Origin of the sequence: Streptacidiphilus rugosus AM-16 (genome assembly GCF_000744655.1) — a bacterium.
Taxonomy (GTDB): Bacteria; Actinomycetota; Actinomycetes; order Streptomycetales; family Streptomycetaceae; genus Streptacidiphilus; species Streptacidiphilus rugosus.
The window spans coordinates 623,265-649,629 of the sequence record NZ_JQMJ01000003.1 but is presented as its reverse complement, the minus strand read 5'-3'; the positions used below and the strand labels follow the sequence as shown (position 1 = coordinate 649,629).

Sequence of the window (26,365 nt, the reverse complement as noted above, 5' to 3'; positions counted from 1 at the left end):
GAAGGACGCTTCAGTGAACCACGATCCGCTGAACGACTCGGCCCCCTCCGCGGTGGCCGCAGCAGGCGGTGCGGCGGTGCTGCCGTTCCCCGACCGCCTCACCAAAGAGCCCACCGTGCCCGCCCCGGCCGCGCTCGCGCCGGCGTCGATACGGCGCAGGCTGGTGCTGCCGGCGCGGCTGGTGACCGCGGGCCGGCTCGCCCGCCGTTTCGCGCAGCACGAGCGCACCGCCACTGTCGCCCGGTTCACGGTGCGGCACGGGATGTACGCCCTGGGCGGCGCCGGCGTTCTCGCCCGCCGGGGCTGGGAGTCGCGCACCACCGCCCGCTACGAGCGGATGATGCGGGCCGCGGAGGCGGCCGGTCAGCCCGAGGTGGCGATGGATTGGGAGCAGCGCGCCGCGGCGTTCCGCTCCGCCCGGCATCAGCGCCGCATGGACTGGATCACCGCCCCGATCAAGCTCGCCAAGAGCCTGCTTGCTGGCTCCATTGCCGGGGCTGCGATCCTGCTCGCCTTAGGAATCGCCATGGCCTGCACGTCGCACCACATCGGGGACGTGATCGCCCCGATGGTGTTCGCGGTCCACCTGGCCAACATGGTCGTGTTCATCGCGTCCGTGGTCTGGGGCCCGCTGCTGACCGCGCTTCCGTGGTTGACGCTGCTGACGTGCTGGAACACCGGACGCCGCCGCCAGGCCGCCCCGGCATGGGCGCTGCCCGCCAAGGCGGGCGGGGAGGGTGAGCCGATCACCCCCTCAAGCGTGGTGCTGGCCCTGCGCGACCTGGGGATCGCTCCGCTGCGGAAGTCGATCCTGGAGATGGGCGACGCCGGCGCCGCGATGCTCTCGCCGATCGTGATCGCCGGGTGCGGTGTCGAGGTGGACGTCACGCTCCCTACCGGCGTCTCCACCGACGAGATCCAGAAGCGCCGCCGGAAGCTGGCGGAGAACCTGAACCGGCACGAGCACGAGGTGTTCATCACGATCCCCGCCGCGGCGCGCACGGTGCGACTGTGGATCGCGGACGCCGGGGCGCTCGACGAGCCGATCGGCCCTTCCCCGCTGGTCACCGACGCCAGCAGCACGGCGAACTACAAGACGGGGCGAGCCCCGTGGGGCCAGGACCTGCGCGGCGACGCGGCACTGATCAGCCTGTACCAGCGGCACCTGCTGGTCACGGGCCTGTCGAACCAGGGCAAGACCGTGTCGCTGCGCTCCCTGGCGCTGTGGCTCGCGCTGGACCCCACGGTCGAGTTCCGGATTGCGGACCTCAAGGGCGTGGGCGACTGGGGCATGTTCGACGGTCTGGCCACGGTGCTGATTCAGGGTCCGACCGATGACCACGTGATCGACGCGACCGAGATGCTCGAAGAGATGGTCGAGGAGATGGAGCGCCGGTTGCAGGCCCCGGCCGGCACCGTGTTCCCGCCGCTCATCGGCATCGTGGACGAGGCGCAGAACGCGTTCATGTGCCCGATCATCGGGGCGGACAAGCGCCCCTACGGCGGCACGAAGGCGACGTCGCGGTACTTCATGGCCGGCCGGAAGATCCACAACCAGGGCCGTGTGGTGAACGTGCTGCTGTGGCAGGGCACCCAGGACCCCACGGACCAGAACCTGCCCAAGCTGATCCGCGAGGGTGCGCACATCCGCGCTTCGCTGGTCGTGGGCACCGAGTCGCAGGCCCGCATGGCCCTCGGGGACAAGGCCGTTGACGGGGGCGCGGCCCCGCATCTGCTCCGCCAGGGGCTGGACAAGGGCACGCTGGTCGTCACCGGGGACGGGATCAAGCTCGCCCCGGGGCAGTCGTCGGTGACAGTGCGGACGCACTACATCCCCGACGCCGAGGCAATTGAGATCACCGACCGGGCCAAGGCCGCCCGGTCCGCGGTCGCCACTCGGGCCGCGACCGAGAAGGACGCCGTGCAGGTCGATCCGCTTGCCGACGTGGCCGCGGTCCTGGGTGACGCGTCGCGGATGCTGACGCGTGAGGTGCTTCAGCGACTCGCGGAGCGCACCCCGGGCTTCTACCGGGCGTGGACCCCGCAGGACCTCAAGCAGCTCCTGGAGAGCGCCCGCGCGGCCCCGCACAAGTCGGACGGACAGATGGTCGTCACCCGGACCAAGGTGCTCGACGCCCTGGCCCGACGGGACGCCACGCCCACGGACGGTTACGCAGAGTAGAGGGAGGCGCGCAGGGAGGCAGGGAGAAGTCCCTCACTGCCTCCCTGAACCCCCATCCCTGCCCTGAACAGTGACAACACGTCACAGGGAGGCGCTTTCAGCGCGCCGCTGACCTGCCCAAACACCCCCAGGAACGGGTGTTCGCGCCCTGAAGCGCCTCCCTCCCTGTCACACACCGTGAACACGCTGACGTTACGGAGGCACACGCCATGAACGCGCCGCAGCACACCCCGCCACTGATCCCCACCGTCGTCTACGACGCCGACGGCCGCCCCATGTACGCCTTCCCGCAGCCGGCCGCTGCTCCGCTGATGCCCTACCAGCCCAGCCCGCAGCCCGCGCAAGTCCACCAGCCCGCGCCACTCCCCGACCTGCCGGCGCAGGGGTACAGCGTGCTGCGCGACCCGATCGCCGCCCGGCTGCTCGCCGGCGGGATCGGCGCGGGCGCGGCCGGCATCGGACTCGGCTTCCTGCTCTCCGCACTCGCCGCGGCCACCACAGCGCTGGGCATCCTGCTCGGCATCCTCGCCCTCATCTGGCTGCTCGCCCACTCCGGCGCCGGCCGCGGCGGCGGCGCGGTGAACATCACCGTCCACAACCGCAACCGGAACCGCTGAGGCGGAAGGGAGCACGACTGTGGACGTTCCCGCGAGCATCCGGCCGCTTGCCGCCGCGCATCTGCGCGACGCGCTCACCGCCGCAACCGAACAGCGCCTCCCCGACGCCGTAGGCGCGCTCATGTCCATCGACTCGGAGTCCTGGACCGCGATCGCCGCCCGCCTCCGGGAGCTGGGCACCAGCGTGCCCGCCCTCATCGCCCGCGCCACCGAGGGCACCGCCCCGGACGCGTGATGCGCAGCTGGGCGAGCAATGACAACCCCGGTATCTACGTCTACGCCCCGTTCAACCCATGGGCGCGCTGGAACTCCGGGGCCCCGTCGTCGCTGCCGCGGGCGCACTACGTGTGCCGCTGCGGCCAGACCCGGGCCGTGATCGGCGCGATGGAAGTGCAGGCACTGATCCGCGAGTACCTGGACCACATGGCCACCGCGCACGCGGATGTACCCGCGGCGCAGCAGCGGCAGAGCGGCCGGCGCGCCGCCTGAACCCTCGTTGATCTCAACTCTGGTGCCCTGCAGGGGAGTTGAAGATCCCATGCAGGGGCACCGGGGCCCAGAAAGGGCCCTCTGGGGCCCTGGGAGGCGTCTGCTAGATGGAATCCACCTTCGACCTTACGAACGCCGCTCTGGCGGCCGTACAGCGCGGTTGGCCCGTCTTTCCGCTCCGACCGGGCACCAAAAAGCCCGCCCTACACGGTGAAACCACCTGCCCTAACACCGGGCCCTGCGCCCGGGGTCACGCCAAGTGGGAGCAGCGCGCCACGCTCGACCCGGCCACGGTGCGCGGGTGGTGGCGGCAGCAGCCCGGCTGCAACGTCGGCATCGCCACCGGGCCGGCCGGTCTGCTGGTCATCGACCTGGACGCCCCGAAGAGCGATGGGGACATGCCTTGCGGCATGACGACCTTCAAGGCGCTCTGCGAGCGCGCCGGCCAGCACCTGCCCACGACCCGCACCGTGCGGACCGCGGGCGGCGGATGGCACCTGTACTTCACCGCTCCGCCCGGGGCACGTCTCGGCAACACCGCAGGCCAGTTGGGGCCCCTGATCGACACCCGCGGAAGCGGCGGCTACGTCGTCGCCCCCGGCAGCGTCACCCCCGCCGGCATGTACGCCGCGCACGATCTCGCCGACCCGGCCCCGCTGCCCGCCTGGATGCTCGCCCTGCTCACCCCCGCGCCCCGCCTGGCCGTGACCAGCCTGCGCACCCCGCCCCGCGGGCAGGGCAGCGGATACGCGGAAGCGGCGCTGACCAGCGAGTACAACGCCGTTTCGGGTGCGGGTGAGGGGCAGCGGAACGCGCGGCTGACCCGGGCGGCGCGGGCGCTGGGGCGGTTCGTCGCCGATGGCCGGCTCACCCGCGGGCGAGTTGAGGAGGCTCTTAAGGAGGCAGGGCGCGCCTGCGGACTAACCGAGCGCGAGTGCCGGGCCACGATCACCAACGCCCTGAACTGGTCGATCGCCCACAACCCCGGCCCGGCCCGCTCCTCTGCTTAAGAGCCCAACACCCGCGCCACGACCGGCCCGCACCCCGCCCACGGTCGTCCGGCCCCGCTGCTGCAGTGGGCGACCGAGGGGCGTCGGCCGCAGGCCGCCCCTTCTGCTCTTCGTCCTGACCCGCACCCGCTCACCTGGCTCAGGAAGGTTCCTCATGTCCTTTACCGTGCCCGAAGCTGGCCCCGATCCGGGGGCGAGCCCGACCGAGGAAATGCCGCCCCCGTCCAACCCGCTCGCCGTCGCCCGCCACCTGCTCACCGACTGGCGACAGGACGACACCGGGGCACTGACCTGCCGGCGCTGGCGCGGCTGCTGGATGCGCTGGACCGGCACGGCCTGGCGCGAGTGGGACGAAGCGCAGGTGCGGGCCCACATGTACGAGCGTCTGGAGCACGCCGTCTACGACGCGGGCGAGGACAAGGATGGCCGGTCGCAGGTCCGTGACTGGGCCCCAACCCGGACGAAGATCTCCAACCTGCTCGACGCGCTTGCCGCGATCACGCTCCTGTCGAGCGAGGTCGATGCCCCGTCCTGGATCGACGAGGCGGAGCACGCGGACGGTGGGCCCATCGTGGCCTGCGCGAACGGCCTGCTGCGCGTCCGTGACCGGGCGCTGCTGCAGCACGGCCCCGGCTTCTTCAACATCGTCTCCGTCCCCTACGACTTCGACCCGCAGGCCACCGCACCTGAGTGGGAAACGTTCCTGCGGCGGATCTGGCCGGACGACGCGGACGCGGTCCGGGCCTTGCAGGAGTGGTTCGGCTATGTCCTGTCCGGCCGCACCGACCAGCAAAAGATCCTGCTCATCAAGGGTCCGACACGGTCGGGCAAGGGCACCATCGCCCGCGTCCTGGCGGAGCTGGTCGGCCGGAAGAACCTCGCCGGGCCCACGCTGGCCGGGATGGGCTCGAACTTCGGCCTGTCCAGCCTGATCGGCAAGCCGCTCGCGGTCATCTCCGACGCGCGCCTGTCCGGCAAAGACGGTGGCCAAGTGGTCGAGCGGCTGCTCACCATCTCCGGTGAGGACACCATCGACATTGACCGGAAGTTCCGCGACCCCTGGACCGGCAAGCTGCCGACCCGGCTGGTGATCCTCACCAACGAGCTGCCCAGCTTCGGCGACAGCAGCGGCGTGATCGCACGGCGGTTCGTCGTGCTGAACATGACCGTGAGCTGGCTCGGCAAAGAGGACACGGGTCTCACGGAGAAGCTGGCCGCGGAGATGCCCGGCATCCTCAACTGGGCCCTCGACGGGCTGGCGCGCTTGGAGCGAAACGGACGGATCACCGACCCGGAATCCTCGCGCGAGTCCGTGCTCATCATGCAGGACACCGCCTCGCCCATCAGCGCATTCATCCGCGAGAGGTGCGCCACTGGCCCGCACACTTTGGTCCCAGTGGACATCCTGTGGACCGTGTGGCGGGAGTGGGCCGAAGACAGCGGCATCCCGGCCGGCAACAAGCAGATCTTCGGCCGCAACCTGCAATCCGTCGTACCGCAGCTTCACCGCACCCGGCCGCGGGACGCCGCTGGCCAGCAGGTGCCCACGTACAGCGGCATCACGCTCGCCCCATTGAGCCCGCAGTAGAGAACATCGCGCCTCAACCGTCTCAGCCCAGGTCAGACAGGGTTTCGCCCGCGCTCACATCGCGACTCAGCGAACACACCAGCCACGCTGCCACGGTCGCGCCAGCGTGCTCCTGAGTCGCGATACACGACTCAGCGGAAAGCCTCTGACCTGCACTGAGACGGTTGAGTCGCGACTCAGAGCAATGCGAACCCAACTTCGCTCGCGCCCTGCTCTAAGGAGACGTCGCAGTGACCACCGCCACGCCCGAAGCACTGACCGTGCCCGAGGTCATGGCCGCCCTCAGGGTCGGCAAGAGCACCGTCTACGACCTCATCCGTTCCCGCGAACTGCCCAGCTTCACCGTTGGCCGCCTGCGGCGAGTCTCCGCAGACAGCCTCGCCGCTTACATGCAGACCCGGACCTTGGAGAACAGCTAATGGCCAAGCGCCGCGCCAATGGCGAAGGAACCATCACCAAGCGCAAGGACGGCCGCTATCAGGCAGCGGCCTACGTGTACCGCCCCAACGGCACCCGGGCCCGCAAGTTCGTCTACGGGAAGACCCGGGAGGAAGTGGCCGATCAGCTCATCGAGATGCAGGACCTCACCCGCAAGGGTGTGCCCGCGCTTACGTCGGCGATGCCGCTGGGAGACTTCCTCTCCCAGTGGCTCACCCGGATCGCCCCGGCTCGACTCAAGCCCGCCACCCTTGCCAGCTACGAACCGATGGTGCGGCTCTACATCGCGCCCGCGCTGGGGCGAAAGCGCCTCAACCGGCTCTCGCCCACCGACGTCCGGAAGTTCGTCGCCGACTTCGAGGGCGCTTGCCTTTGCTGCCTCCGCGGGGTGGACAAGGCCCGCCCGGTCGAGGACCGCGAGTGCTGCGCCGTCGGCAAGTGCTGCCACCGCCGGCCCGCCCCCCGGACCGTGCAGTACACCCACGCCGTGCTGCGCTCCGCTCTGCAGCAGGCAGTGCGAGAGGAGTTGATCGTGCGCAATGTCGCCCGGGTGGTCGAGACGCCCAGGGTCCCGCATGCCGAGGTGCAGCCGCTCGACCGCGGCGAAGCGCTGCTCTTGCTCAGGGCCGCCGGCTCCCACAGGCTCCATGCCCTCTGGCATCTGCTGGTGGCCACCGGCCTGCGTCGCGGCGAGGTTCTCGGGTTGACCTGGGGAGACATCGACCTGACGGCCCGGCAGCTCAGGGTGCGGCGCAACCTGCAGAGGCTGAACAGGGGATTGATCTTCGGCACGCCGAAGACGGCCCGGTCGCTGCGGACCGTCGCGCTCCCCGCGTCGTGCGTCGCCCAGCTCAAGCGCCACCTGGTGGAGCAGGAGGCGGAGCGTGCGCAGGCAGGCCAGGACTGGGAGCCGTTCACGTTCCAGCCCAACGGGTTGGTCTTCACCACCTCTACCGGGCGCGCCATCGACCCGCGCGGGCTGAACCGCATGCTCACCGTGCTCTGCAGGACGGCGCATGTACGCCCCGTTCGGGTGCACGACCTGCGGCACACCGCAGCGTCGTTGATGCTGGCGGAAGGCGTGGCCGTTCGCACGATCATGGAGACCCTAGGCCACGCGAACATCAGCATGACCATGGACGTGTACGGCCACGTGATGGAGACCACGCTCCGCGACGCGGCCGACCGGATGGATAGGGCGCTCGGCACCGCGGCCGACACATCCGGGAATGGGGACGACGAACCGCCCACCGCGGGAGCCCTGGCACGGCGTTGATGTCAGCCGTTGATGTCAGAAGCCCCGCACCATCCGGTGCGGGGCTTCTGAGCTGGTGCGCTCGGCAGGATTCGAACCTGCAACCTTTTGATCCGTAGTCAAATGCTCTATCCGTTGAGCTACGAGCGCTTGTTCAGTTGGTGCGTGGTCTCTCAGGGCTTCTCTCGTTCGCCCCTCGCGGCCTCACGAGAAGAACATTACACGAGACCCGGCCGGAGGCGAAATCGAGTATTCACGCCCCCGACACCGCCCCCCACCTGCGGTCACTCCAGGAAGTCGGCCACCGCGCCGAGGCCCGCCGCGGTCGCGCGGCGGTAGGCGAGCCAGGAGGGTGGGACGGAGGTGGGCGGCGAGGGTGAGGACCGCCGCGGCGAGCAGGTCGGGGGAGAGGTCGAGCTTGCCGGGTTCGTCCGCGCCGAGGGCGGTGAGGTGCTGGCCGGGGCGCGTGTCCGTCAGGGACGGGAGCGGGGTCCGGGACCAGGTCGCGCACAGGACCGGGCCCGAGGCCGCGCCGACCGCCGCCGGGGAGGCGGCGACGGCGCCGCCGGGGAGGCGGCGACGGCGCCGCCGCGGCGCGGGCCGGATCGGCGTCGTGGACCGCCAGGGCGGGCCGGTCGCGGAGGCGGCCGAGGCCGAGCAGGGTGGGCTCTGCCTGCGCGCCCGCCCCGAAAACGCCGAGGGCCCGGCCTGCGGTGTGCAGGCCGGGCCCTCGGTGAGGAGCGGAGGCTGAGGGATTTGAACCCTCGATGGGCTTTAAGACCCAAACCGCATTAGCAGTGCGGCGCCATAGACCGGACTAGGCGAAGCCTCCTCAGTCGTTCGCGTCGCCAGGTGGCGATCACGACCGTCTGCATGGATGATGCCACAACCCTGGGGGTCGGGGCTAACCCTCGACCACGTTACTAGGCGGGTCGCCGGGATCGCAAAAACAATGCGATAGTGCTGGTTGGCCGACGCGGCCGACCGCACGGATGCGAGTAGGAGGACCTCCCGTCGTGAGCAGCAGGCCGACCCGAGGCACTGCTCGCCTCGCAGCGATACTCGACGCCCTCCCTGACGCGTTGCTGCTGGTGAACAGCAACGGCACCGTCGTCGACGCGAACGACGCGGCGGTGCGGAGTCTGCAGGCTCCCGGGACGTCGTTGGTCGGCCGGGGCGTGCTGGACCTCCTCCCTGAGTTCGATCCGAGCCGGATTCCCGGCTCGATGCGCCCCCGCGGCAAGAACGCCGCGGGCGAGGCCGCCGACGACACCGCGCCGGTGCGGATGACCGCACGCCGCACGGACGGCTCCGCCTTCGTGGTCGAGGTGCAGGCCAACGAGTTCGAGGACGACGGCCGCACCCAGGGCATCGGCTCCACCGGCGCCTACTACGGCTCCAGCTCCCTCTCCATGCCCTCCCCCAGCGACCGCGAGCTGCTGCTCATCGTCGTCAGGGACCTGAGCGCGCGGCTCGAGGTCGAGTCCGAGCTGCGGCGTCAGCACAAGCAGACCGAGATGATCCTGCGGGCCGCCGCCGAGGGCGTCGTCGGTGTGGACACCGACGGCCGGGTGGTGCTGGTCAACCCCGCCGCCGCCCACATCCTGGGCCATCGGGCCGGCGAGCTGGGCGGCCAGGAACTGCTGCCGCTGGTGATGCACTCGCGTGCGGACGGCACGCCGCTGCCCGCCGAGGAGTCGCCGCTCGCCGACACGCTGCGCTCGGGACGCCGCCACCGGGTCCGCTCGGCCACGCTGTGGCGGAAGGACGGACGGCCGGTCTCGGTGGAGCTGTCCACCGCGCCGGTGCGCGACGGGGACCAGTTGGTCGGCGCGGTGATGACCTTCACCGACCGCAGCGCCTACCTCTCCCTGCACGCCCGCCACGAGCACCTGACCGCCGTGCTCGAGCAGGAGCTGCGCAAGCCGCTCGACCGGCTGAACGACACCCTGGAGCAGTTGGCCCGTGACCCCGCGGGTCAGCTGTGGCCGGAGGCCAACTGGGTGCTGCGGCGGCTGGCGGACGAGTGCCGCCGCACCTCCGACCTGGTCGACGGCGTCCTCGACTACCAGCGCTTCGACGCGGCCGCCGAGGCCGGCAAGGAGCAGCTGGACCGGCAGCCGGTCGCCCTGGACAAGGTGATCGACGACGCCGTGGAGGCCGCGACCGCGATGCTCGGCACCGGCCGGGTGGAGTTCGCGGTGCACCCGTCCTCGGTCGAGGTCGTCGTCGACGCGGACCGGCTCGCCGTCGCGCTCGGACACCTGGTCGCCGACGTGGCGGTGACCGCGGACGACGCGGACCCCGCCGCCAAGGGCGGCCTGTACGGGATGGCCGTCGGCGTGGCCTCCGGTCTGTCGGGACGCCGGCACGGGGCCCGCTCCGCGGGCGGCGCGGGCGTCGGCGTCGTGATCGCCGCCGCGCAGCGGGGCGAGGTCGCCCGGATCGAGGTGCGCGGCCCCGGCGGCGACGGCAGCCCGATCCATCTCCCCATCGCGCGCGGCATCGTCGAGCGGCACGGCGGCGTGCTGCAGTCGCACGAGCTGCCAGGGCGTCAGGGCCGCACCTACGTGGTCGAACTGCCGCTGGACCCGGCGAACGCGGCGGTCCAGCGCCCGCTGCCCGCACCGGGGGACAACGCGACGGCGATCCTGCCCGACCTTCCGATGGAGCTTCCCGCACCTTCACGTCGCAAGGCCGCCGCCGCACCCGCGCCCGCTCCCGCCGAGACCGACGGAGCGGCAGCCGGCGCGCCCGCCGAGGCGCAGCCGGCGCAGCCGCCGGACGCCGCCGCGCCCGCGCCGTCGCCCACCCCGGCCGAGGGCACCGACCGCTCCCGCCGCCGCAACCGCCTGCCCGCTCCCGAGGTGGTCCGCCCGCCGCGCGCGATGGAGGCGGAGCTGGAGGCGGCGGCCCAGGCCGCGGCCGCCGCAGAGGCCGAAGCCGCAGCCCAGGCGCAGCACGCACAGCAGGGCCAGCAGGCACAGCAGCCGCAGCCCGGGGCACAGGAAGGCTTCCCCGGCCTGATCGGCGCTCCGGCCTACCCGGGTCTCGAACACGCGCTGCCCCCGGCCGGCAGCATGGTCGCGCCCGAGCCCCGCCGCCAGGCCAGCGCGGGCAACGGCCGGCGACGCCGCCTCGCGCTCGGCCCCGCCGCGGGCGACGAGAACCCGACCCCGCAGGGCGGCCGGAACGGCGCGCCCGAGGCCGTGGCCTCGGGACCGGCCGCGCTGGAGCCCGTGCCGCCGGCCATCCCGGTGCCGCCGCAGCAGGCGCAGCCGCTGCCGCCGATGGGTCTGCCGGAGATGTCTCCGGACAGCGAGCCGAGCCACCCGTCCGCGCCCGAGCCGTTCGGCGGACGTTTCGCCCTCGGCCCCGGGCCCACACCGCCCGCACCTGCCGCTCCGGCCCCTCCGGCTCCGGCCGCGCCGAGCGCCTCGCCGGTCCCGCAGCAGGCGCGTCCCCGGGGCGGCAGCCACGGCGCGCTGCCGTTGCCTCCCGCCGCGTCCGGAGGCACCTTCGGCGGCCGCAGCGGCGTGATGAGCCTGTCCCAGTCGCCGCTCCAGTCCGTGCAGACCCCGCCCAGGGGCACGGAGCTGCCGCACCAGTCCCAGCCCGCGCAGCACCCCCAGCATCCGCAGCAGCCGTTGCCCGAACTGCCGGGCCGCCCCGCCTTCCCCTCCGGTCCGCAGCCGGGCGACGAGGGCCCGGGCACGGAGAGCCGGCTGGAGTTCATCGCGGGCGCGGACTACCCGACGATGATCTCGCCCGCCGCCGACGGGCGGCCGCGCCGACTGCTGGTCTGGCCGGAGCCCGATCCGTCCACCCGTCAGGCGCTGCAGGACCGGGGCTACCGCCCGGTCATCGTCAGCTCCCGCGAGGAGGTGGACGCGCAGGTCGCCGGATACCCGGCCGCGCTCTTCGTCGACCCGCTGACCGGCCCGATCACCAGGACCGCCCTGCAGTCGCTGCGCAGCGCCGCCGGTGACGCCAACGTGCCGGTGCTGGTGACGGCCGGTCTCGGCCAGGCGACCCCCGAGGCCGCCTACGGCGCCGACCCCGCGGTGCTGCTGCGCGCGCTGGCCCCGCGCGACAGCGAGCGGCACGCGCCCCGCGTGCTGCTGGTCGAGCAGGACCCGCACGTCGCCGCCGCCTTCACCGCGACGCTGGAGCGCCGCGGCATGCACGTCGAGCACGCCTCGTCCGAGAACGACGCGGTCTCCCGTGCCAGCAGCGTCCAGCCGAACCTGGTGGTGATGGACCTGATGCTGATCCGTCGCCGCCGGATGGGCATCGTGGACTGGCTGCGCAGCAACAACCGGCTGTTCCGCACCCCGCTCGTCGTCTACACCTCGGTGGACGGCCCCGAGCAGCGTGCGGGCCTGCGCTCGGGCGAGACCGTGCTGTTCCTCGCCGAACGCTCCACCTCCCCCGAGGTGCAGGCCAGGATCGTCGACCTGCTCGGCAAGATCGGCTCTCTCGCGGAGGCCTGACCTCAGGACCTCGGGATCTGGGGACCTCAGCACGTCGGGACCTCGCGACGGCCGCGACGCGGTGACCTTCGCGCCCGGCCGCGACCCCGCGAAAGATTTCTGCGGAAGGCTGGGACGCGGGGCGTGTCCCAGCGCGTCGTCAGAGTGTGGACGACGGACGGGATCATGGATGAGGCGCCGGGACGAAGAGGAGTTCCTGGCGTTCGCCGCCGCGCGCTCCGGGCCGCTGTTCCGGTCCGCGTGCGTGCTGTGCAGCGGTGACGTCCATCTGGCCGAGGACCTGGTGCAGGAGACCCTCGGGCGGATGTACGCGACCTGGCGCAAGATCTCCCAGATAGACAATCCCGCGGCCTACGCGCAGACCGTCCTGGTTCGTACCTTTCTGACCCACCGTCGGCGGCGCAGCAGCACCGAGCGGCCCACCGACACGCTTCCCGACGAGCGCGAGGCCGAGGAGCAGGACACCTCGCTGCGGCTCACCCTGCTGGACGCGATGGGCAGGCTGGCCCCGCAGGACCGCGCGGTCCTGCTGCTGCGCTACTGGGAGGACCGCAGCGTCGAGGAGACCGCGGAGATCCTGCAGATCAGGCCCGGTGCGGTCCGCAACAGGAGCATGCGCGCGCTCGGCCGGGTCAGGGACCTGCTCGGCCACGACATCGCCGAGCTCGCGTACCACTGACCTCCGCGCCGCGCACCACCCGAACTGCCCTCTGCTTCCCTCCGACCAACGGAAACCGGGATCGGCCATGCCCGTCGAAGAAGACTTCACCAACGCCTTGCGCGCCGAGCTGAGCGCGGTCGAGCCCGACACCCCGTCGCTCCTCCAGGGCGCGCTGCGCAGCGGACGCCGCCGCCGTCGCCGTCAGCTGACCGCGACGCTCGGCGGAGCGGCGGCCGTGCTCGCCGTCGCCGTCCTGGTCAGCACGCTCGGGGTCACCCGGCACACGGACAGTCTCAGCCGTCCGACCGCGGCGAACCCGACCGCGTCGCCCGCTCCGTCCACCCCGAGCGCGGTCCCCGCCCCCGTCGGCGCGCAGGGGCTCGTCGCCGCGCTGGAGAGCCTGCTGCCGCACGGAGGCACGGTCTCCGACGCATCCGGCACACCCGACGTCCGCACTCCCGCAGCGGCGCTCACCTACCGGAACGCCCAGGGCGGTTCGCTGGTCCGGGTCTCGCTGTCCCGGCTGCCGGCGGCCGGGATCGTCCCGGCGCTCCAGGAGGGGTGCCCGCCCGACGCGGCCGCGTCGCACGACGTGTGCGAGGCCTGGACGCTTCCCGACGGCTCGGTCCTGGTCACCACGCGGTCCTCCGCGCACGCGGACGGCGCCCCGGGGCAACAGCGCTGGTCCGCGGTGCGGACCGCCGCGGACGGCCGCCGGTGGACCGTGCGGGAGGTCCGCACCGCGGGGCCCGATCCCGCGCTGTCGTTCCCCGACCTGATGGACATCGTGACCAGCCCGGCCTGGGATCCCGCCATGGCCGCGGTCCGAGCGGGTGCGTCGTGAACGGCGTCGACGACCACCGCACCGGCAGCAGGAACAGGAGAGGAAGCATGCGAACCGACCGAATACCGGCGGCCGAGGCGACTCCGGCCGCTCCCGCGGCTCAGGGGCGGGCCGCGCTGCGCAGGGCCGGCCGCCGCGGCCGCCGCCGGACGTGGAAGATCGTCGGGTGGTCCCTCGCCGTGGTCCTCGTCCTGACCGGCGGCGGCGCCGTCTACCTGTACCTGCAGCTGGCCGGGAACATCAGGACCGACTCGTCCTACTCCGGCAGCGACAGGGCGGCCGCCGTGGGCGTGGAGAAGGCCGACCCCTTCGGCCGGACGCCGCTCAACATCATGCTGCTCGGCTCGGACACCCGCTCCTCCGCCGCCGACTGCCGGCTCGGCGGCGCGTGCACGGACGCCCAGGGGGCCAGGGCGGACGTGGAGATGCTGGTCCATCTCTCCGCCGACCGCAGCAACATGACGGTGATGAGCATCCCGCGCGATCTGATGACCCAGTTGCCCGCCTGCACCGACGCCCGGACCGGCGCGCACACGAGCGGCGGCTACGGCCAGATCAACTCCACGCTCCAGTACGGGCCCGGCTGCACGGACACGGCGGTCCACAAGCTCACCGGCATCCCGATCGACGGCTTCGCCATGGTGGACTTCGCGGGGGTCATCGGCATCTCGCAGGCGCTGGGCGGGGTGGACCTCTGCTTCACCAGCCGGTTCTACGACAGGAACTCGGGACTGAAGCTGACCGCGGGCCACCACGTCCTCGAAGGCACCTCCGCGCTCCAGTTCCTGCGGACCAGGGACTCCTTCGGCGACGGCAGCGACAACCGCGGCCGGACGTTCGCGACGCACCTCTTCTTCACGGCGATGATCAACAGACTGAAGGGCGCGGGCACCCTCACCGATCTCCCCGCGATGTACCGGATCGCGAACGCCGCGACCAAGTCGCTGACCGTGAGCGACAACTTCGACACCCCGCTCAAGCTGGTCGATCTCGCCGGGGAGCTGAACAAGGTGCCCACCGAGCGGATCACCTTCACCACCATGCAGAACTCCCCCGACCCTGCCCCCCACAGCAAGCACGTGGTGGCCGGCCCCGGAGCCGCCACCCTCTTCCGTGCCATCGCCGACGACCACTCGCTGACGGCCGGCCCCGGCGGCGCCGCGAGCACCGGCGCCTCCGCCACCGCCTCCCCCGCCGCCACGGTCCAGCCGTCCACGGTCGCCGTCGCCGTCTCCAACGGCAGCGGCGCCAGGGGCCGCGCGGCGGCAGTGCTGGCCGTACTGGAGCGCGCCGGCTTCAGTCACCGCGGCACCGCGCTGACCGAACCCTCACCGGCCGCGACCACCACGCTCGACTACGGCCCCAGCGACGCCGCAGCCGCGCACGCGGTGGCCGCGACGCTGGGCCTCCCGGCGACGGCGCTGCGGCCCGGTTCCGCCGCCGGGCTGAAGCTGGTGATCGGGGCGGACTGGACGACCGGCACCGCCTACCCCGGCGGCCACCCCTCCGCCGCCCCGCTCGACACCGCGGCCGCACTCGCCGGGGCACAGGCCAACAACGGGCGGTCCGCAGGCTGCGTGCAGGTGAGCACCGAGTACACCCAGCCGGGCCACACCCCGCAGATGATGTTCGACGACTATCCGCACGTCCCCAACTCGGCCCCCTGACCCGGAGGACCTCAACTCCCTTGCCCCCACCGGCCCCCGGTGGCAGCCTGAAGGACCGTGATCGACACACCCGCGTCCGCCGACCTGTTGGACGACTTCACCCGGCACCGCCGCCTGCTCTTCTCCACCGCCTACCGGCTGTTGGGCAGCGTCGCGGACGCCGAGGACGTGCTGCAGGACGCGTGGCTGAAGTGGTCGGGGACCGACAGGGAGACGGTGACCAACGCGCGCGCCTACCTGGTGCGCACGGTCACCAACCTCTCGCTGAACCGGCTCACCTCGGCCCGGGCCACCCGCGAGTCCTACATCGGCCCTTGGCTGCCGGAACCACTGATCACCGGCCCGGACGTGGCCGACGAGGCGGAGCTGGCCGACACCGTCTCCACCGCGATGCTCGTCGTGCTGGAGAGCCTGACCCCGGTGGAGCGGGCCGTCTTCGTCCTGCGCGAGGCCTTCGGCTACTCCCACGCCGAGATCGCCGACATCCTCGGCCGCAACGAGGCGACGGTCCGCCAGACCGCCCACCGTGCCAAGGCGCACGTCCAGGCCCGGCGCCCGCGCTTCGACAGCGACACCACACGGCGCCGCGAGGTCACCGAGCGCTTCCTCGCCGCCTGCACCGGCGGCGACCTCAACGCGGTGATGGAACTGCTGGCCCCGGACGTGACCGCCTGGTCCGACGGCGGCGGCAAGGTCACCGCCGCCCGCCGCCCCCTGCACGGCACCGACCCGGTGGCGCGCTGGATCCTCGGCGTGCTGGCCAAGCCCGAACTCCAGGGCATGACCCTGGAACCGGCGACCATCAACGGCGAACAGAGCGTCCTCTTCGCCATGGGCGGCCACCCGGTCGGCGCGCTCACCTACGACCTCGCCGACGGCCGACTGCTGAACCTCCGCTTCCAGGTCAACCCGGACAAGCTCCGCGGCCTGTCCTGACGGCTCACGCGCAGGAGGCACCCGCCGTCACCGGCGGGTGCCTCCGTCCGTCCACGTCGCGCCGGATCAGACCTCAGGCCTGGTCGCTCTTGCCGAGCAGGGTGACGTCCAGCTCGCCCGCCGCGTACTCGGCGCGGATGACCTTCTTGTCGAACTTCCCCACGCTCGTCTTCGGCACGGCGGCGATCAGCGACCAGCGCTCGGGGAGCTGCCAGGAGGCGACGCGCTCGCCGAGGAAGGCGCGGAGTTCGGCGAAGCCGGCCTTCGCGTCCTCGCGCAGGACGACGGTGGCCAGGGGGCGCTCGCCCCACTTCTCGTCGGGGACGGCGACGACGGCCGCCTCCAGGACGTCGGGGTGGGCCATAAGGTGGTTCTCCAGCTCGACGCTGGAGATCCACTCGCCGCCGGACTTGATGACGTCCTTGGCGCGGTCGGTGAGGGTCAGGTAGCCGTCGGGGGTGATCGTGCCGACGTCGCCGGTGCGGAGCCAGCCGTCCTCGCTGAACTTCTCCGAGGACTGCTGCTCGTCTCCGTAGTAGGAGCCGGCGATCCACGGGCCGCGCACCTCCAGCTCGCCGGCGGTGACGCCGTCGTGCGGGGCGGGGGTGCCGTCGGGGCCGATGATGCGGGGTTCGACGGAGGCGGGGAAGCGGCCCTGGGTGAGCCGGTAGGGCCACTCCTGCTCCGGCGTCAGGTTGCCGGGCGGCAGGGCGAAGGAGCCGAGCGGCGAGGTCTCGGTCATGCCCCAGGCGTGGACGAGGGTGATCCCGTGCCGCTCCTCGAAGGCCCTCATCAGCGAGGGCGGGCAGGCGGAGCCGCCGATCACCACGCGGCGCAGCGACGAGGTGTCGTAACTGTTGCGGTCCAGTTCGTCGAGGAGGCCGCTCCAGATCGTCGGCACCGCGCCGCTGACGGTTGGCCGCTCGGCCTGGATCATCTGGGCGAGCGGGGCCGGCTGCAGGAAGCGGTCCGGCATCAGCAGCGAGGTGCCGACCATGAAGGCCGCGTGCGGCAGACCCCAGGCGTTGACGTGGAACATCGGCACCACCGGCAGCGCCTTGTCGGCCGAGGTCAGCGCGAAGTCCTCGGCGGAGATGACCTGGAGGCAGTGCAGGTAGATCGAGCGGTGGCTGTAGACGACGCCCTTCGGGTCGCCCGTCGTGCCGGAGGTGTAGCACATGGCCGCGGCGGTGCGCTCGTCCAGGTCGGCCGGGAACGGGTACGTGGTGGGCCGGTCGGCGATCAGCTGCTCGTACTCGTGGACCGCGATGCCGCGGGCCCTGAAGTCGTCCAGGGCGGCGCGGTCGCCCTCCCCGACCACCACGACGTGCCGCAGGGTCGGCTCCAGCTGCGGCAGCAGGGGGGCGAGCAGCCCCAGCAGACTGCCGTTGACGAAGATCGCGTGGTCTGCGGCGTGGTTGACGATGTAGGAGAGCTGGGCGGCGGGCAGCCGGAGGTTCAGGGTGTGCAGGACGGCGCCCATGGACGGCACCGCGAGGTAGATCTCCAGGTGCTCGGTGTTGTTCCACATGAGGGTGGCGACCCGCTGGTCGCCGTTGACGCCGAGCTCGTCGCGCAGTGCGTGCGCCAGCTGGGCGGCGCGCGCACCGACCTCGGCGAAGGTGCGGCTGTCCGCGGTCGACCCGTTCCACGTGGCCACGGTGGCGGAGCCGTGGAAGCCCGCGCCGTGGGCGAGGAGCCGGCCGACGGTGAGCGGGACGTCCTGCATCGTGCTGAGCACCTGGGGGCCTCCTTGACCTGACCTGACCTGGCCGCGCCACCCGCCCGCGTCCTACTGGCGGGTAGCGGAGTGTGTGGGGCTGATTCTCGTCGCCGCCCGGCCCCAGGACAATGCCCCTGGACGATGGTCCGGGCCGCTGCGTGGAACCAGTGCGCGCCACATCCGCCCGTTACCGGCGCCCGGCCTACTCGACGAGCGCCACCGGCGCGTCGACGGCGTTGCGGTCGATGTTGGCCCTGACGCCGCCGTGGCTCTCGGTCCGGTTGCCCACGTACTGGTGCACCCGGCGGTGTCCGGTCCACTGGCTCTGGCCCAGCGCCCGGTAGCCGTCGGTGGAGGAGCGGTGGTCCCAGCGGGCGTACCAGATGACGTCCGGCAGGCCGCCGATCTGCTCCGCGGCGCGGGTGAGCGGCACGTCCCGGTACGCGCTGAGCGAGGCGAGGTCGGCGACGCCGGAGTCCGCGGAGCTGTAGAAACCGGACACGTAGCCGCCGCTGTGGACGGTCCGCGACCAGGCGGTGGTGTAGCGGAGCACCGCCAGGCTGCACCTGCCCCGGTCCCTGGCGTAGGCCTCCATGTCGAGGTAGATCGGGCTGGTGTCGGCGAGTCCGAGCGCCTGCGCCTGCCGGACCGCGTCCGCGCCCTCGGCCTGGCCCTGGCCGAGGGCGGACCAGTAGCCGATCCGATGGCCCTTGCCGTGCGCGCCGGTGACGCAGGGGGCCTGCGCGCCGACGTAGAGCGGGAGCAGGCGCCAGCCCATGGCGTTCGCCGCCTGCACGTAGGCGCGGTTCAGGCGTGGCTGGGCGCAGCCGCGGTTGCTGCCGCCGATGTAGATGCCGAGCGCGCCGTAGGGCGATCTCTGACGCCAGGCGCGGAGCAGCGAGAGGGCGGGGGCGGAGCAGGTGTCGAAGGCCTGACCGGTGAAGACCTGGGGCAGCCGGCGCTGGGCGGCGGCCGCCTCGGTGGGGGATGCCAGCGCCGGAACGCAGAGGAGCGCAAGCATCGTGGCGAGAAGGGAGCGCAGAACGGTTCGCGGTTTGGTCACAAGCGATCGTGAGCTGATTGTCCGTTATCTGACGATATGACACGCCAGGGTAAGTTGCTTGCTACTTATATGCTCCTTACCGCATACTCGTCGGCATGACCACGCCCTCCTCCTCCGCCCGCACCGCGCCCTTCGAGGAGCACGGGGGCTGGAGCGACGGCACGGGCGGGCTGCCCTCCGGCGCACCACCGTCACCCTCAGCAGTCCTGCCGCCCGCAGCGGCGGCGGGGGCAGAAGGAGAGCGGCGCCGGAGAGGGATTCCGGCGCCGCTCTTCTGTCTGGCGGCGATGTTCACCGTGCAGCTGGGCATCGCGCTCTCCACGCCGCTCTTCCCACTGCTGGGCGTGGCCGGAACCACCTCGCTCCGGCTGGTGACGGCCTCCGCGGTCCTGCTCGTCGCGACCCGGCCGCGCCTGCGCGGCCGCAGCGCGCACGATCTCGGCTCGGCGGCGCTGCTCGGACTCGCCTCGGCGGGGATGACCCTGCTGTTCGCCGGCGCGGTCGCGCGGCTGCCCATGGGGACGGCCGCGACGATCGAGTTCCTCGGCCCGCTGGCCGTCGCCCTCGGCTTCTCGCGACGGCTCGGCCATGTGCTGTGGGCGCTGCTCGCGGCGGCCGGAGTGGTGCTGCTCACCGTCGTGGGCGGAGGAGGCGCCCGGGTCACCCCGTCCGGCCTGGCCTTCGCCTTCGGCGCGGCGGTCTGTCTGGCCCTCTACATCCTGCTGACGCACCGGGTGGGCAACGCGTTCGGCGGCTTCGAGGGCCTGGCGCTCTCGCTGACCGTCGCCGCAGTGGTCCTCGCGCCCTTCGGATTCGGCGAGGCGTGGCACGGCCTTGCGGCGAGCGCCCACCCGTGGCTGCTGCTCCTGGGTGTCGCCGGGGTGGCGCTGCTCTTCCCCGTGGCGCCGTACCTGCTGGAGATGACGGCGCTGCGCCGACTGCCGCAGCGGGTCTTCAGCGTGATCGCCAGCCTGGAACCGGCGGTCAGCGCGCTGATCGGGCTGGCGGTGCTGGGCCAGGTGCTGACGCTGCCGCAGCTGGCCGGCATCGGCTGTGTGATCGCGGCGAGCGCGGGTGCGACGCTGACCGAGCGCGGCTGAGACGGAGCGGAACCGGAACCCGCTCCTCGGGAGAAGCGCAACAAGATCGCTGGATGCTTCACGTGAAGCATCCAGCGATCTTGTTCCGGTCGCGACGAGCCCTACCTGCGCAGGAACTTCTGCTGCGCGACATAGCTCTGCTCCGGCCGGTAGCCGAGCCGCTCGTACAGGCCGACGGCGCCGGTCGGGGAGTCCATGTCGACGCCCAGCGTGGAAGTGTCGAAACCGTCCGCCGCCGCGCGGCGCAGTGCGTGCGCGAGCAGCGCGGAGGCGATGCCGCGCTTGCGGCCGGCCCGGGCGGTGCCCACCAGGGCGACGTAGAGGTCGCGCCTGCCGGTGGCCTGCCGATGGCCGTCGTACTCCTCGGCCAGCACGATGGCCAGCGGCTGACCCGGCGCTCCGGCCCCGCCCTCCTGGCCGCGCTCGTAGGCGATGAAGCTCCCGTCGGGCCGGAACGCGGTGCCGCCCACGAAATGGGCCCAGCCCTCCGAGCTCTGCGGGACGCTGCCGTAGTGGTCGCGGAAGGCGTCGTTGCGCACCCGCAGGGCGTCCGCCGAGCGTTCGGCCGTGAAGGGCAGGAACACGACTCCGTCCGGCACCGGGGACGCGGGAAGCTCGGCGACGGCGGTCGCGAGATCGGCCACGACCATGTTGTGGTACCAGCGGACCTGCTCGTAGCCGAGCTGCCGGAACAGCGCCTCCGAGGCCGAGCCGACCACGCAGCCGTCCATCAGCGCCAGTGGGGCGCCGGGAAAGCGCTCCTCGTGCAACGGCAGCGCCGCCTGCTCCGCCCAGCCGAGCAGCCGCGCACCGATCCCGCGGCCCCGGTACTCCGGATCCACGCCGCCGACCTGCCAGAAGTCGTGCTGCGGATCGGCGGCCGTGCGGGCCTTCATCCAGTGATAGCCGACCATCCGGTCGCCGTCCCAGACGGCCATGCTGCCGCGGGCCGTGTCGACGTAGGGGTCGTCGAAGCGCTCGAGCAGATCCTGCTCCGAGGGGTGCTCGTCCTCCCGCTCGACCGCCTCGATGATCTCCAGCAGCAGCCGCCACGCGGCGACGTCCCCGCGTTCCAGTGGACGCCAGGTGAGCTCCGTCGCTCCGTCAGCACTCATACCCGGAGTCTGCGCGCGCCCAGTGTCCGTAGGCAAAGCATTTACCGGTCCGCCGTCAGCACCAGCCCCGAGGTCGGCACCCCGGTCCCTGCCGTGACCAGCACCTTCGACGCACCCGCCACCTGGTTGACGGAGCTGCCGCGCACCTGGCGGACGCCCTCGGCGATGCCGTTCATGCCGTGCAGGTAGGCCTCGCCGAGCTGCCCGCCGTGGGTGTTGACCGGCAGCCGGCCGCCCAGCTCCAGCCCTCCGCCCGCGGCGAAGTCCGCCGCCTCGCCGCGACCGCAGAAGCCGAACTCCTCCAGCTGCATCAGCACGAAGGGGGTGAAGTGGTCGTAGAGCACCGCAGTGTCGATCTCCTCGGGCCGCAGGCCGCTGGTGCGCCACAACTGGCGGGCGACGACGCCCATCTCCGGCAGCCCGGTGAGGTCGTCGCGGTAGAAGCTGGTCATCGCCTCCTGCCCGCGGCCCGCCCCCTGCGCGGCGGCGGCGATCACGGCGGGCGGGTGCGGCAGGTCGCGGGCCCGTTCGAGGGAGGTGACCACGATCACCTGGCCGCCGTCGGTCTCCTGGCAGCAGTCCAGCAGCCGCAGCGGCTCGACGATCCAACGGGAGGCGGCGTGCTCCTCAAGCGTGATCGGCCGCTGGTAGAACCAGGCCGCCGGGTTGGTCGCGGCGTGCCGCCGGTCGGCGACCGCGACCGGACCGAAGACCTCCGGGCCGAGCCCGTAGGTGTGCAAGTAGCGCGCGGCGTGCAGGGCGACCCAGGAGGCGGGGGTGAGCAGCCCGTACGGCATGGTCCAGCCCATGGCCGCGCCCTCGGCCGAGGGCTGCCTCGCCTGGAGCCCGGAGCCGAAGCGGTGGCCCGAACGCTCGTTGAAGGCGCGGTAGCAGACCACCACCTCGGCGACGCCGGTCGCCACCGCCATCGCCGCCTGCTGCACGGTCGCGCAGGCCGCGCCGCCGCCGTAGTGGATCCGGCTGAAGAAGGAGAGCTCCCCGATCCCGGCCGCCTGGGCGACGGTGATCTCCGGGTTGGTGTCCATGGTGAAACTGACCATCCCGTCGACGTCGGCGGGGGTCAGCCCGGCGTCGTCGAGCGCGGCGTGGACGGCCTCGACGGCGAGCTTGAGCTCGCTGCGGCCCGAGTCCTTGGAGAACTCGGTCGCTCCGATGCCGACGACGGCGGCGCGACCGCCCAGCGCGTCGGCGCGGTGCAGACTCATGCGTGCTCGCCCTTCCTCGGCATCAGGACCTGGACGGTCCCGCTGACATGGACCCCGAGCCGGTTCGTCCCGCGCACCGCGAGCTCCACCCGCTCGCCGGCCGGTTCGTCCGACCTCCGCACGACCTCACCACCGAACTGCAGCTCGTCGCCCGGGTAGGCGGGGACCCCGAGCCGGATCGCGATGGCCTCGACCCGCGCGTCCGGACCGGCCCAGTCGGTGACGTACCGGCCGACCAGGCCGTTGGTGGTCAGGATGTTCATGAAGATGTCCGGCGCGCCCTTGACCCGCGCGAGTTCCGCGTCGTGGTGGACGTCCTGGTAGTCGCGCGAGGCGATGGCCCCGGCGACGATCAGGGTCCGGGTCAGCGGGACCCGCAGCGGCGGCAGCCGGTCCGGGCCACCCGGGTGGAAGACCGGAAGTTCGAGCTCCTCGTCGAAGCGCTGGAAGCCGAGCCTGACCGGCGTGCCGATGCCGACCTGCTCGGGCGGAACGCCCACGACGTTGGCCACGATCCGCACGCCTTCGGCGAGTTCGACGAGCGCGACCGCGTAGGGACGGCCGAAGGCGGCGGGCATCGGGTGGTGCACGGTGACCCTGGAGTAGACGACGCCGTCCCCCGACGCCGCCTCGGCCCGCCAGCGGTCGCTGCCGCACCGGTTACAGCCCGGCAGCCAGGGGAAACGCGGCGTACCGCACTCCTCGCAGCGCTGGAAGCGCAGTTCGCCCGCGGCGACCCCGTCCCAGAATCCGGCGTTGTCCCGGTTGACCACGGGACGTGGACGCAGCGGACGCGGCTGCTCTCCTTCCGAACCAGCCGGTGGGCGTTCCGCCGGCGTGAACTTGAGGATCCTGAACCGGTGCGACCCCAGTGGCGTCGCGTCGTCCGGCTTCTCGCCTCCCGCCTCGTCGTAGGCGCGCAGGTCCGTCCTGGTGGTGACGAAGTGGCCGGTGCCGAGGGCGGTCCGCTTCGCCGCGGACACGCTCTCGATGACGGCGTCGAAGAGCACCCGCTCGCCGATCCGCAGCGGCCGCAGGTACTCCTGCTCGCAGTCGGTCGCCACGACGGACCGGTAGCCGGCCTGCTCCAGCCCTCCGAGCAGCGCGTCGTAGTGCGGGCTGCGCCCCGAGCTGCCCATCGTCCAGGCCTGCAGCATCGCGGGCGGCGCGACGGCGTCGGGGCCGGTGTAGGCGGGGTTCGCGTCGCCCATGGCCTCGCACCAGTGCCGGATCATCGGCGCGTTGACGAGATCGGGCGCGACCCCGCCGTCGGCCGAGGGGAGCCCCTGGTAAGCGTCGAAGTTCACGGATCTGACAGTGCGTCAGATACTGTGCGCTGTCAAGAGACGCAGGCGACGACAGGGCCCCGGACGGGACGGTCCGGGGCCCTGCCTCCTGCTACGGCCTGCACCCCGTCTCAGCGGGAGCGGCGACGTCGGATCACCCGAAGAAGATCCGCACGTTGGACTGCGAGCTGTACAGCGTTCCGGTGTTGCCCTTCACCCCGAGCGTGTTGTCCTGGTTCGACGCCCCCGCGCCGGTCGCGGTCTGCTGAGCCCAGTTGGCATTGCCGTCGACCCACCCGGAAAGGTTGCCCGAACCGGTGTCGGAGACGGTGGTGCTGCTCGAGTTCCCACCCGCGAACGCCCCGTTGTCGGCGGCTGCGGCCCCCGCTCCGAGCATCAGCGCGGCGGCGGCGAGCGGAACGGCGACAAGGGCGGTACGGATACGGGACATGCGTCCTCCTGGGAGTGCGAAGTGCCCTTTGCGGGACTTGACGTGACTTCAGGGACTGCGACGTCGCACTCTCAGATTCCTCAACGAATCGACAAAGAGCCAGACCTACCAGGCCTTTTCGCCCGTTGGTGTGGATCAGGAGGATCTCCGGCATATCCGGCACCTGTCACCGGGACGAGTAAGAACCCTTGCCACAGCGGCCGCGTCACCGGCGCCGTCGGCGTCAGCGGAGGACGGTCAGCTGAACGTCGGGCATGGAGTCCGGGGTCGGCATGACCTCATCGCTGAAGAGCCACAGCATGCCGTGCGTCGACGGGGCCTTGGCCGTGTAGGACGGCACCCGGACCTGCAGCCAGACCGTGGTCGAGGCGTTGTTCGCCATCCCGGCGAGGGCGAACCCGGTCTTGGTGACGTCCTGCCAGTGCGCCTTGACGACACCCTTGGCCGGGATCCACTGGTAGACCTTCAGGGCCACGCCCGCCTGGTCGGCGAACGCGTCGGGGTGATAGTGCAGCTGCCCGGCGATCGGCGCGCCCGAGTGGTTGGTGACGGTGAACTTCTCCATGGCGTTCCGGCGCGGAGAGAGCGTCGTGGCACCGGACAGCGACTCCAGGATCGGGCCGCCGGTCCTGCTCTTTCCGACGTACAGCGTGGTCCCGAGGATCTGGTGCATGCTCATGTGCTGCTCCTCGACGACCACCCCGACGCCGATCTGCCCGTCGTTGGCCGGCCAGGTCCTGCCGACCCCGACGTTCAGCTTCCACACGAAGGTCGCGTGGGCCGGCACCTCGAAGGCGCCCTTCGGGTTGCCCTTGGGGTAGACGGTCATGCCCGTGCCGAAGTGCGGCCCGTGGCCCTTCGGGAAGATCGAGAAGCCGGTGGCCGGCGTCCCGGCCCGGGCCACCAGTCGGGCCGAGATCTCGCTCGGGTCGATCGCGAGCGGGCCGGCGGTCAGCTCGATGTCGTCGAGGTTCAGGTCGACCGTCTTGGCGCCCGGGTTGTTGATCTTGATGGTCACGGACCTGGCTCCGCCGCCGGGCTGGAGCGGCTCGGCCGGAGTGTCGGAGGTGACCGACAGCGTCAACGGCAGCTTCGGCGGAACGGGACCGGCGGCGTGGGCAGCGGCGGGAACGGCGGCGGCCGCACCGACGGAGAGCAGGGCTGCCGTCACGGCGGCGAGAAGGGTGCGAGAGCGCACGGGCACGGATTCCCCTCGATCGTCCGGCAGACGCCGGAAACGTCAGTACGGAGCGGCGCCCCGACCCCCCGGGCGTCCTGCTCCGTGTACCGAACACTAGTGACAGCCGGCGCATCGACCCCCGGCCCCGGAGTGAGAGCAGAGTAAGAGACGGCCCGTCAAATCAGTTGTGACCAGGGCAGATCCGGCAGATCGCCGACCGGCGGGGAGAGGCGTGAGGCAGAGCGGTCCTTCGGCGGGGCGGCCCCCGCCGAACGGCCGGATTCGCGGCGTCGCCGCAACCGCGCATCGCACGGGACACGTGGGGGCCGATGTCAGCAAGGACGGCTCCAGAGGGGGACCACCGTGTTCAGGACAGCTTCCCGACTGCTCACCGTCGGCGTCATGGCCGGCGCCGTCGCGGTCGCCGGGATCGGCACCGCCTCGGCGAAGAGCACCATCGACATCCAGGTCGGCCCGCGCTCCCAGCACGTCGGGCAGTGGTTCGGCGTGCACGGCGCAGGCATCTCCGACAGCACCGGCCTGCAACGGTTCTGCGTCCAGGAGCGCTACGGGAGCAGCGGCGCCTGGCAGACCACGTGGTGCGGTCGGATCGTCGACTCCACCCGCCAGGAGGCGACCGCCTACGGCTCGGTCCGTGCCGGTCACCTGGGCACGCTGGAGCTGCGGGGCGTCCTCCAGGAGGTCCAACACCCGTGGGGCGGCAGGACCTGGCAGCTCGCCGAGACCGCCCCGGTCACGGTGCACGTCGTGCGCTGAGCGCGGCCCGGCGCGACCCGGCGCGACCCGGAGCGACCCGGCGCGACCCGGCGCGACCCGGCGCGACCGGCGCGACGCAGGCCGGGCGAGCGGCCCCCGACCCTTCCGGTCGGGGGCCGCTCCCGTCGTGGACGACGTGTCCGCCTTTTGGCCCGGTATGCCCGAAAACCGGGCGTGGGCTGCGGAGTTACGCCGCGCCGCAGGGACTTCGGCTGTGACAGGATCACCGCGATCGACCATATGAGTGAACAGATCGCTGGAGAA

23 protein-coding genes and 2 tRNA genes are annotated in these 26,365 nt (G+C 72.2%); 16 read left to right on the top strand and 9 right to left on the bottom strand.

The genetic code is table 11. The features are described 5' to 3' along the window. Positions 1–52: 52 nt before the first annotated feature. The 8 genes from BS83_RS06325 to BS83_RS06290 all read left to right on the top strand — a co-directional run bounded on the left by BS83_RS06325 (position 53) and on the right by BS83_RS06290 (position 7,600). Positions 53–2,182 carry an FtsK/SpoIIIE domain-containing protein gene (locus tag BS83_RS06325; RefSeq protein WP_408640980.1) on the top strand — a complete coding sequence of 710 codons (2,130 nt, stop codon included), beginning with the start codon at positions 53–55 and terminating at the stop codon, positions 2,180–2,182. A 209-nt stretch (positions 2,183–2,391) separates the two neighbouring features. Continuing rightward, positions 2,392–2,799, top strand: a complete 408-nt coding sequence (locus BS83_RS41490; protein ID WP_051942706.1) for a hypothetical protein — start codon at positions 2,392–2,394, stop codon at positions 2,797–2,799. Between the two features lie 19 nt (positions 2,800–2,818). Beyond that, positions 2,819–3,034, top strand: coding sequence for a hypothetical protein (locus BS83_RS06315; RefSeq protein WP_037601815.1), 216 nt, complete (start codon positions 2,819–2,821; stop codon positions 3,032–3,034). After that, complete coding sequence (locus tag BS83_RS06310; RefSeq protein ID WP_037601814.1) at positions 3,034–3,288, top strand: hypothetical protein; 255 nt, start codon at positions 3,034–3,036, stop codon at positions 3,286–3,288. The genes BS83_RS06315 and BS83_RS06310 overlap by 1 nt, the downstream gene beginning before the upstream one ends. Positions 3,289–3,395: 107 nt before the next feature. Then, positions 3,396–4,298: a bifunctional DNA primase/polymerase gene (locus BS83_RS06305; protein WP_037601812.1), complete on the top strand. Its 903-nt coding sequence runs from the start codon at positions 3,396–3,398 to the stop codon at positions 4,296–4,298. 154 nt (positions 4,299–4,452) lie between these two features. Continuing rightward, a complete protein-coding gene (locus BS83_RS06300) occupies positions 4,453–5,886 on the top strand; it encodes a DNA primase family protein (RefSeq protein WP_084713170.1) in 1,434 nt (477 codons plus the stop codon). A 230-nt stretch (positions 5,887–6,116) separates the two neighbouring features. Beyond that, positions 6,117–6,305, top strand: a complete 189-nt coding sequence (locus tag BS83_RS06295; RefSeq protein WP_037601807.1) for a helix-turn-helix domain-containing protein — start codon at positions 6,117–6,119, stop codon at positions 6,303–6,305. Beyond that, the gene (locus BS83_RS06290; protein ID WP_037601805.1) at positions 6,305–7,600 is read left to right on the top strand and encodes a tyrosine-type recombinase/integrase; all 1,296 of its coding nucleotides are present in this window, start codon (positions 6,305–6,307) and stop codon (positions 7,598–7,600) included. The genes BS83_RS06295 and BS83_RS06290 overlap by 1 nt, the downstream gene beginning before the upstream one ends. A 53-nt stretch (positions 7,601–7,653) precedes the next feature. Here BS83_RS06290 and BS83_RS06285 read toward each other — a convergent pair. Further along, a tRNA-Arg gene (locus BS83_RS06285) sits at positions 7,654–7,729 on the bottom strand. A 316-nt stretch (positions 7,730–8,045) separates the two neighbouring features. On the opposite strand from BS83_RS06285, the gene BS83_RS42770 reads away from it, so the two are divergent. Then, a complete protein-coding gene (locus tag BS83_RS42770) occupies positions 8,046–8,330 on the top strand; it encodes a hypothetical protein (protein WP_157596969.1) in 285 nt (94 codons plus the stop codon). Here BS83_RS42770 and BS83_RS06280 read toward each other — a convergent pair. Next, positions 8,321–8,411: transfer RNA gene (locus tag BS83_RS06280), tRNA-Ser, on the bottom strand. The genes BS83_RS42770 and BS83_RS06280 overlap by 10 nt on opposite strands. A gap of 184 nt (positions 8,412–8,595) precedes the next feature. Here BS83_RS06280 and BS83_RS06275 point away from each other — a divergent pair. From BS83_RS06275 to BS83_RS06250, 5 genes are all read left to right on the top strand, one after another. Then, on the top strand, positions 8,596–12,072 hold the full coding sequence (locus BS83_RS06275) for a PAS domain-containing protein (RefSeq protein ID WP_063774107.1): 3,477 nt from the start codon (positions 8,596–8,598) through the stop codon (positions 12,070–12,072). A gap of 169 nt (positions 12,073–12,241) precedes the next feature. Further along, positions 12,242–12,751, top strand: a complete 510-nt coding sequence (locus BS83_RS06270; RefSeq protein ID WP_037601801.1) for a SigE family RNA polymerase sigma factor — start codon at positions 12,242–12,244, stop codon at positions 12,749–12,751. 67 nt (positions 12,752–12,818) lie between these two features. Further along, entirely contained in the window at positions 12,819–13,577 is a 759-nt protein-coding gene (locus BS83_RS06260; RefSeq protein WP_051942705.1) for a class I SAM-dependent rRNA methyltransferase, read from the top strand. A 47-nt stretch (positions 13,578–13,624) separates the two neighbouring features. Further along, the gene (locus tag BS83_RS06255) at positions 13,625–15,244 is read left to right on the top strand and encodes an LCP family protein (RefSeq protein WP_051942704.1); all 1,620 of its coding nucleotides are present in this window, start codon (positions 13,625–13,627) and stop codon (positions 15,242–15,244) included. A gap of 57 nt (positions 15,245–15,301) precedes the next feature. Then, positions 15,302–16,180, top strand: a complete 879-nt coding sequence (locus BS83_RS06250; protein ID WP_037601799.1) for an RNA polymerase sigma-70 factor — start codon at positions 15,302–15,304, stop codon at positions 16,178–16,180. Positions 16,181–16,253: 73 nt separating this feature from the next. Here the strand turns inward: BS83_RS06250 and BS83_RS06245 are convergent, their stop codons facing one another. Together BS83_RS06245 and BS83_RS06240 are read right to left on the bottom strand one after the other, a co-directional pair. Continuing rightward, positions 16,254–17,921 carry a long-chain fatty acid--CoA ligase gene (locus tag BS83_RS06245; RefSeq protein WP_037601796.1) on the bottom strand — a complete coding sequence of 556 codons (1,668 nt, stop codon included), beginning with the start codon at positions 17,919–17,921 and terminating at the stop codon, positions 16,254–16,256. A 184-nt stretch (positions 17,922–18,105) separates the two neighbouring features. Next, positions 18,106–18,924 (bottom strand): DUF1906 domain-containing protein, encoded by an 819-nt coding sequence (locus BS83_RS06240; protein WP_063774133.1) that lies wholly within the window; start codon positions 18,922–18,924, stop codon positions 18,106–18,108. A 137-nt stretch (positions 18,925–19,061) separates the two neighbouring features. Here BS83_RS06240 and BS83_RS06235 point away from each other — a divergent pair, with 137 nt between their 5' ends. Further along, entirely contained in the window at positions 19,062–20,066 is a 1,005-nt protein-coding gene (locus tag BS83_RS06235; protein ID WP_084713169.1) for an EamA family transporter, read from the top strand. A gap of 101 nt (positions 20,067–20,167) precedes the next feature. On the opposite strand, the gene BS83_RS06230 is transcribed toward BS83_RS06235, so the two are convergent. The 5 genes from BS83_RS06230 to BS83_RS06210 all read right to left on the bottom strand — a co-directional run bounded on the left by BS83_RS06230 (position 20,168) and on the right by BS83_RS06210 (position 25,342). Further along, positions 20,168–21,181: a GNAT family N-acetyltransferase gene (locus BS83_RS06230; RefSeq protein WP_037601790.1), complete on the bottom strand. Its 1,014-nt coding sequence runs from the start codon at positions 21,179–21,181 to the stop codon at positions 20,168–20,170. 41 nt (positions 21,182–21,222) lie between these two features. After that, the gene (locus BS83_RS06225) at positions 21,223–22,407 is read right to left on the bottom strand and encodes a lipid-transfer protein (RefSeq protein WP_037601787.1); all 1,185 of its coding nucleotides are present in this window, start codon (positions 22,405–22,407) and stop codon (positions 21,223–21,225) included. Beyond that, positions 22,404–23,714 carry an OB-fold domain-containing protein gene (locus BS83_RS47250; protein ID WP_063774106.1) on the bottom strand — a complete coding sequence of 437 codons (1,311 nt, stop codon included), beginning with the start codon at positions 23,712–23,714 and terminating at the stop codon, positions 22,404–22,406. Before BS83_RS47250 ends, BS83_RS06225 begins: the two co-directional genes overlap by 4 nt. 133 nt (positions 23,715–23,847) lie before the next feature. Further along, a complete protein-coding gene (locus BS83_RS06215; RefSeq protein WP_037601783.1) occupies positions 23,848–24,144 on the bottom strand; it encodes a hypothetical protein in 297 nt (98 codons plus the stop codon). A gap of 223 nt (positions 24,145–24,367) precedes the next feature. After that, positions 24,368–25,342 (bottom strand): hypothetical protein, encoded by a 975-nt coding sequence (locus tag BS83_RS06210; RefSeq protein WP_037601780.1) that lies wholly within the window; start codon positions 25,340–25,342, stop codon positions 24,368–24,370. A gap of 345 nt (positions 25,343–25,687) precedes the next feature. Between BS83_RS06210 and BS83_RS06205 the strand changes: the two genes are divergently transcribed. Continuing rightward, a complete protein-coding gene (locus BS83_RS06205) occupies positions 25,688–26,101 on the top strand; it encodes a hypothetical protein (RefSeq protein WP_051942703.1) in 414 nt (137 codons plus the stop codon). Positions 26,102–26,365 lie beyond the last annotated feature (264 nt).

Coding starts and splice junctions, on each gene's coding strand:
- BS83_RS41490 (WP_051942706.1), top strand. CDS start 2,392: ATGAACGCGCCGCAGCACACCCCGCCACTGATCCCCACCGTCGTCTAC.
- BS83_RS06310 (WP_037601814.1), top strand. CDS start 3,034: ATGCGCAGCTGGGCGAGCAATGACAACCCCGGTATCTACGTCTACGCC.
- BS83_RS06305 (WP_037601812.1), top strand. CDS start 3,396: ATGGAATCCACCTTCGACCTTACGAACGCCGCTCTGGCGGCCGTACAG.
- BS83_RS06300 (WP_084713170.1), top strand. CDS start 4,453: ATGTCCTTTACCGTGCCCGAAGCTGGCCCCGATCCGGGGGCGAGCCCG.
- BS83_RS06290 (WP_037601805.1), top strand. CDS start 6,305: ATGGCCAAGCGCCGCGCCAATGGCGAAGGAACCATCACCAAGCGCAAG.
- BS83_RS06270 (WP_037601801.1), top strand. CDS start 12,242: ATGAGGCGCCGGGACGAAGAGGAGTTCCTGGCGTTCGCCGCCGCGCGC.
- BS83_RS06260 (WP_051942705.1), top strand. CDS start 12,819: ATGCCCGTCGAAGAAGACTTCACCAACGCCTTGCGCGCCGAGCTGAGC.
- BS83_RS06255 (WP_051942704.1), top strand. CDS start 13,625: ATGCGAACCGACCGAATACCGGCGGCCGAGGCGACTCCGGCCGCTCCC.
- BS83_RS06240 (WP_063774133.1), bottom strand. CDS start 18,924: ATGCTTGCGCTCCTCTGCGTTCCGGCGCTGGCATCCCCCACCGAGGCG.
- BS83_RS06235 (WP_084713169.1), top strand. CDS start 19,062: ATGACCACGCCCTCCTCCTCCGCCCGCACCGCGCCCTTCGAGGAGCAC.
- BS83_RS06230 (WP_037601790.1), bottom strand. CDS start 21,181: ATGAGTGCTGACGGAGCGACGGAGCTCACCTGGCGTCCACTGGAACGC.
- BS83_RS06225 (WP_037601787.1), bottom strand. CDS start 22,407: ATGAGTCTGCACCGCGCCGACGCGCTGGGCGGTCGCGCCGCCGTCGTC.
- BS83_RS06215 (WP_037601783.1), bottom strand. CDS start 24,144: ATGTCCCGTATCCGTACCGCCCTTGTCGCCGTTCCGCTCGCCGCCGCC.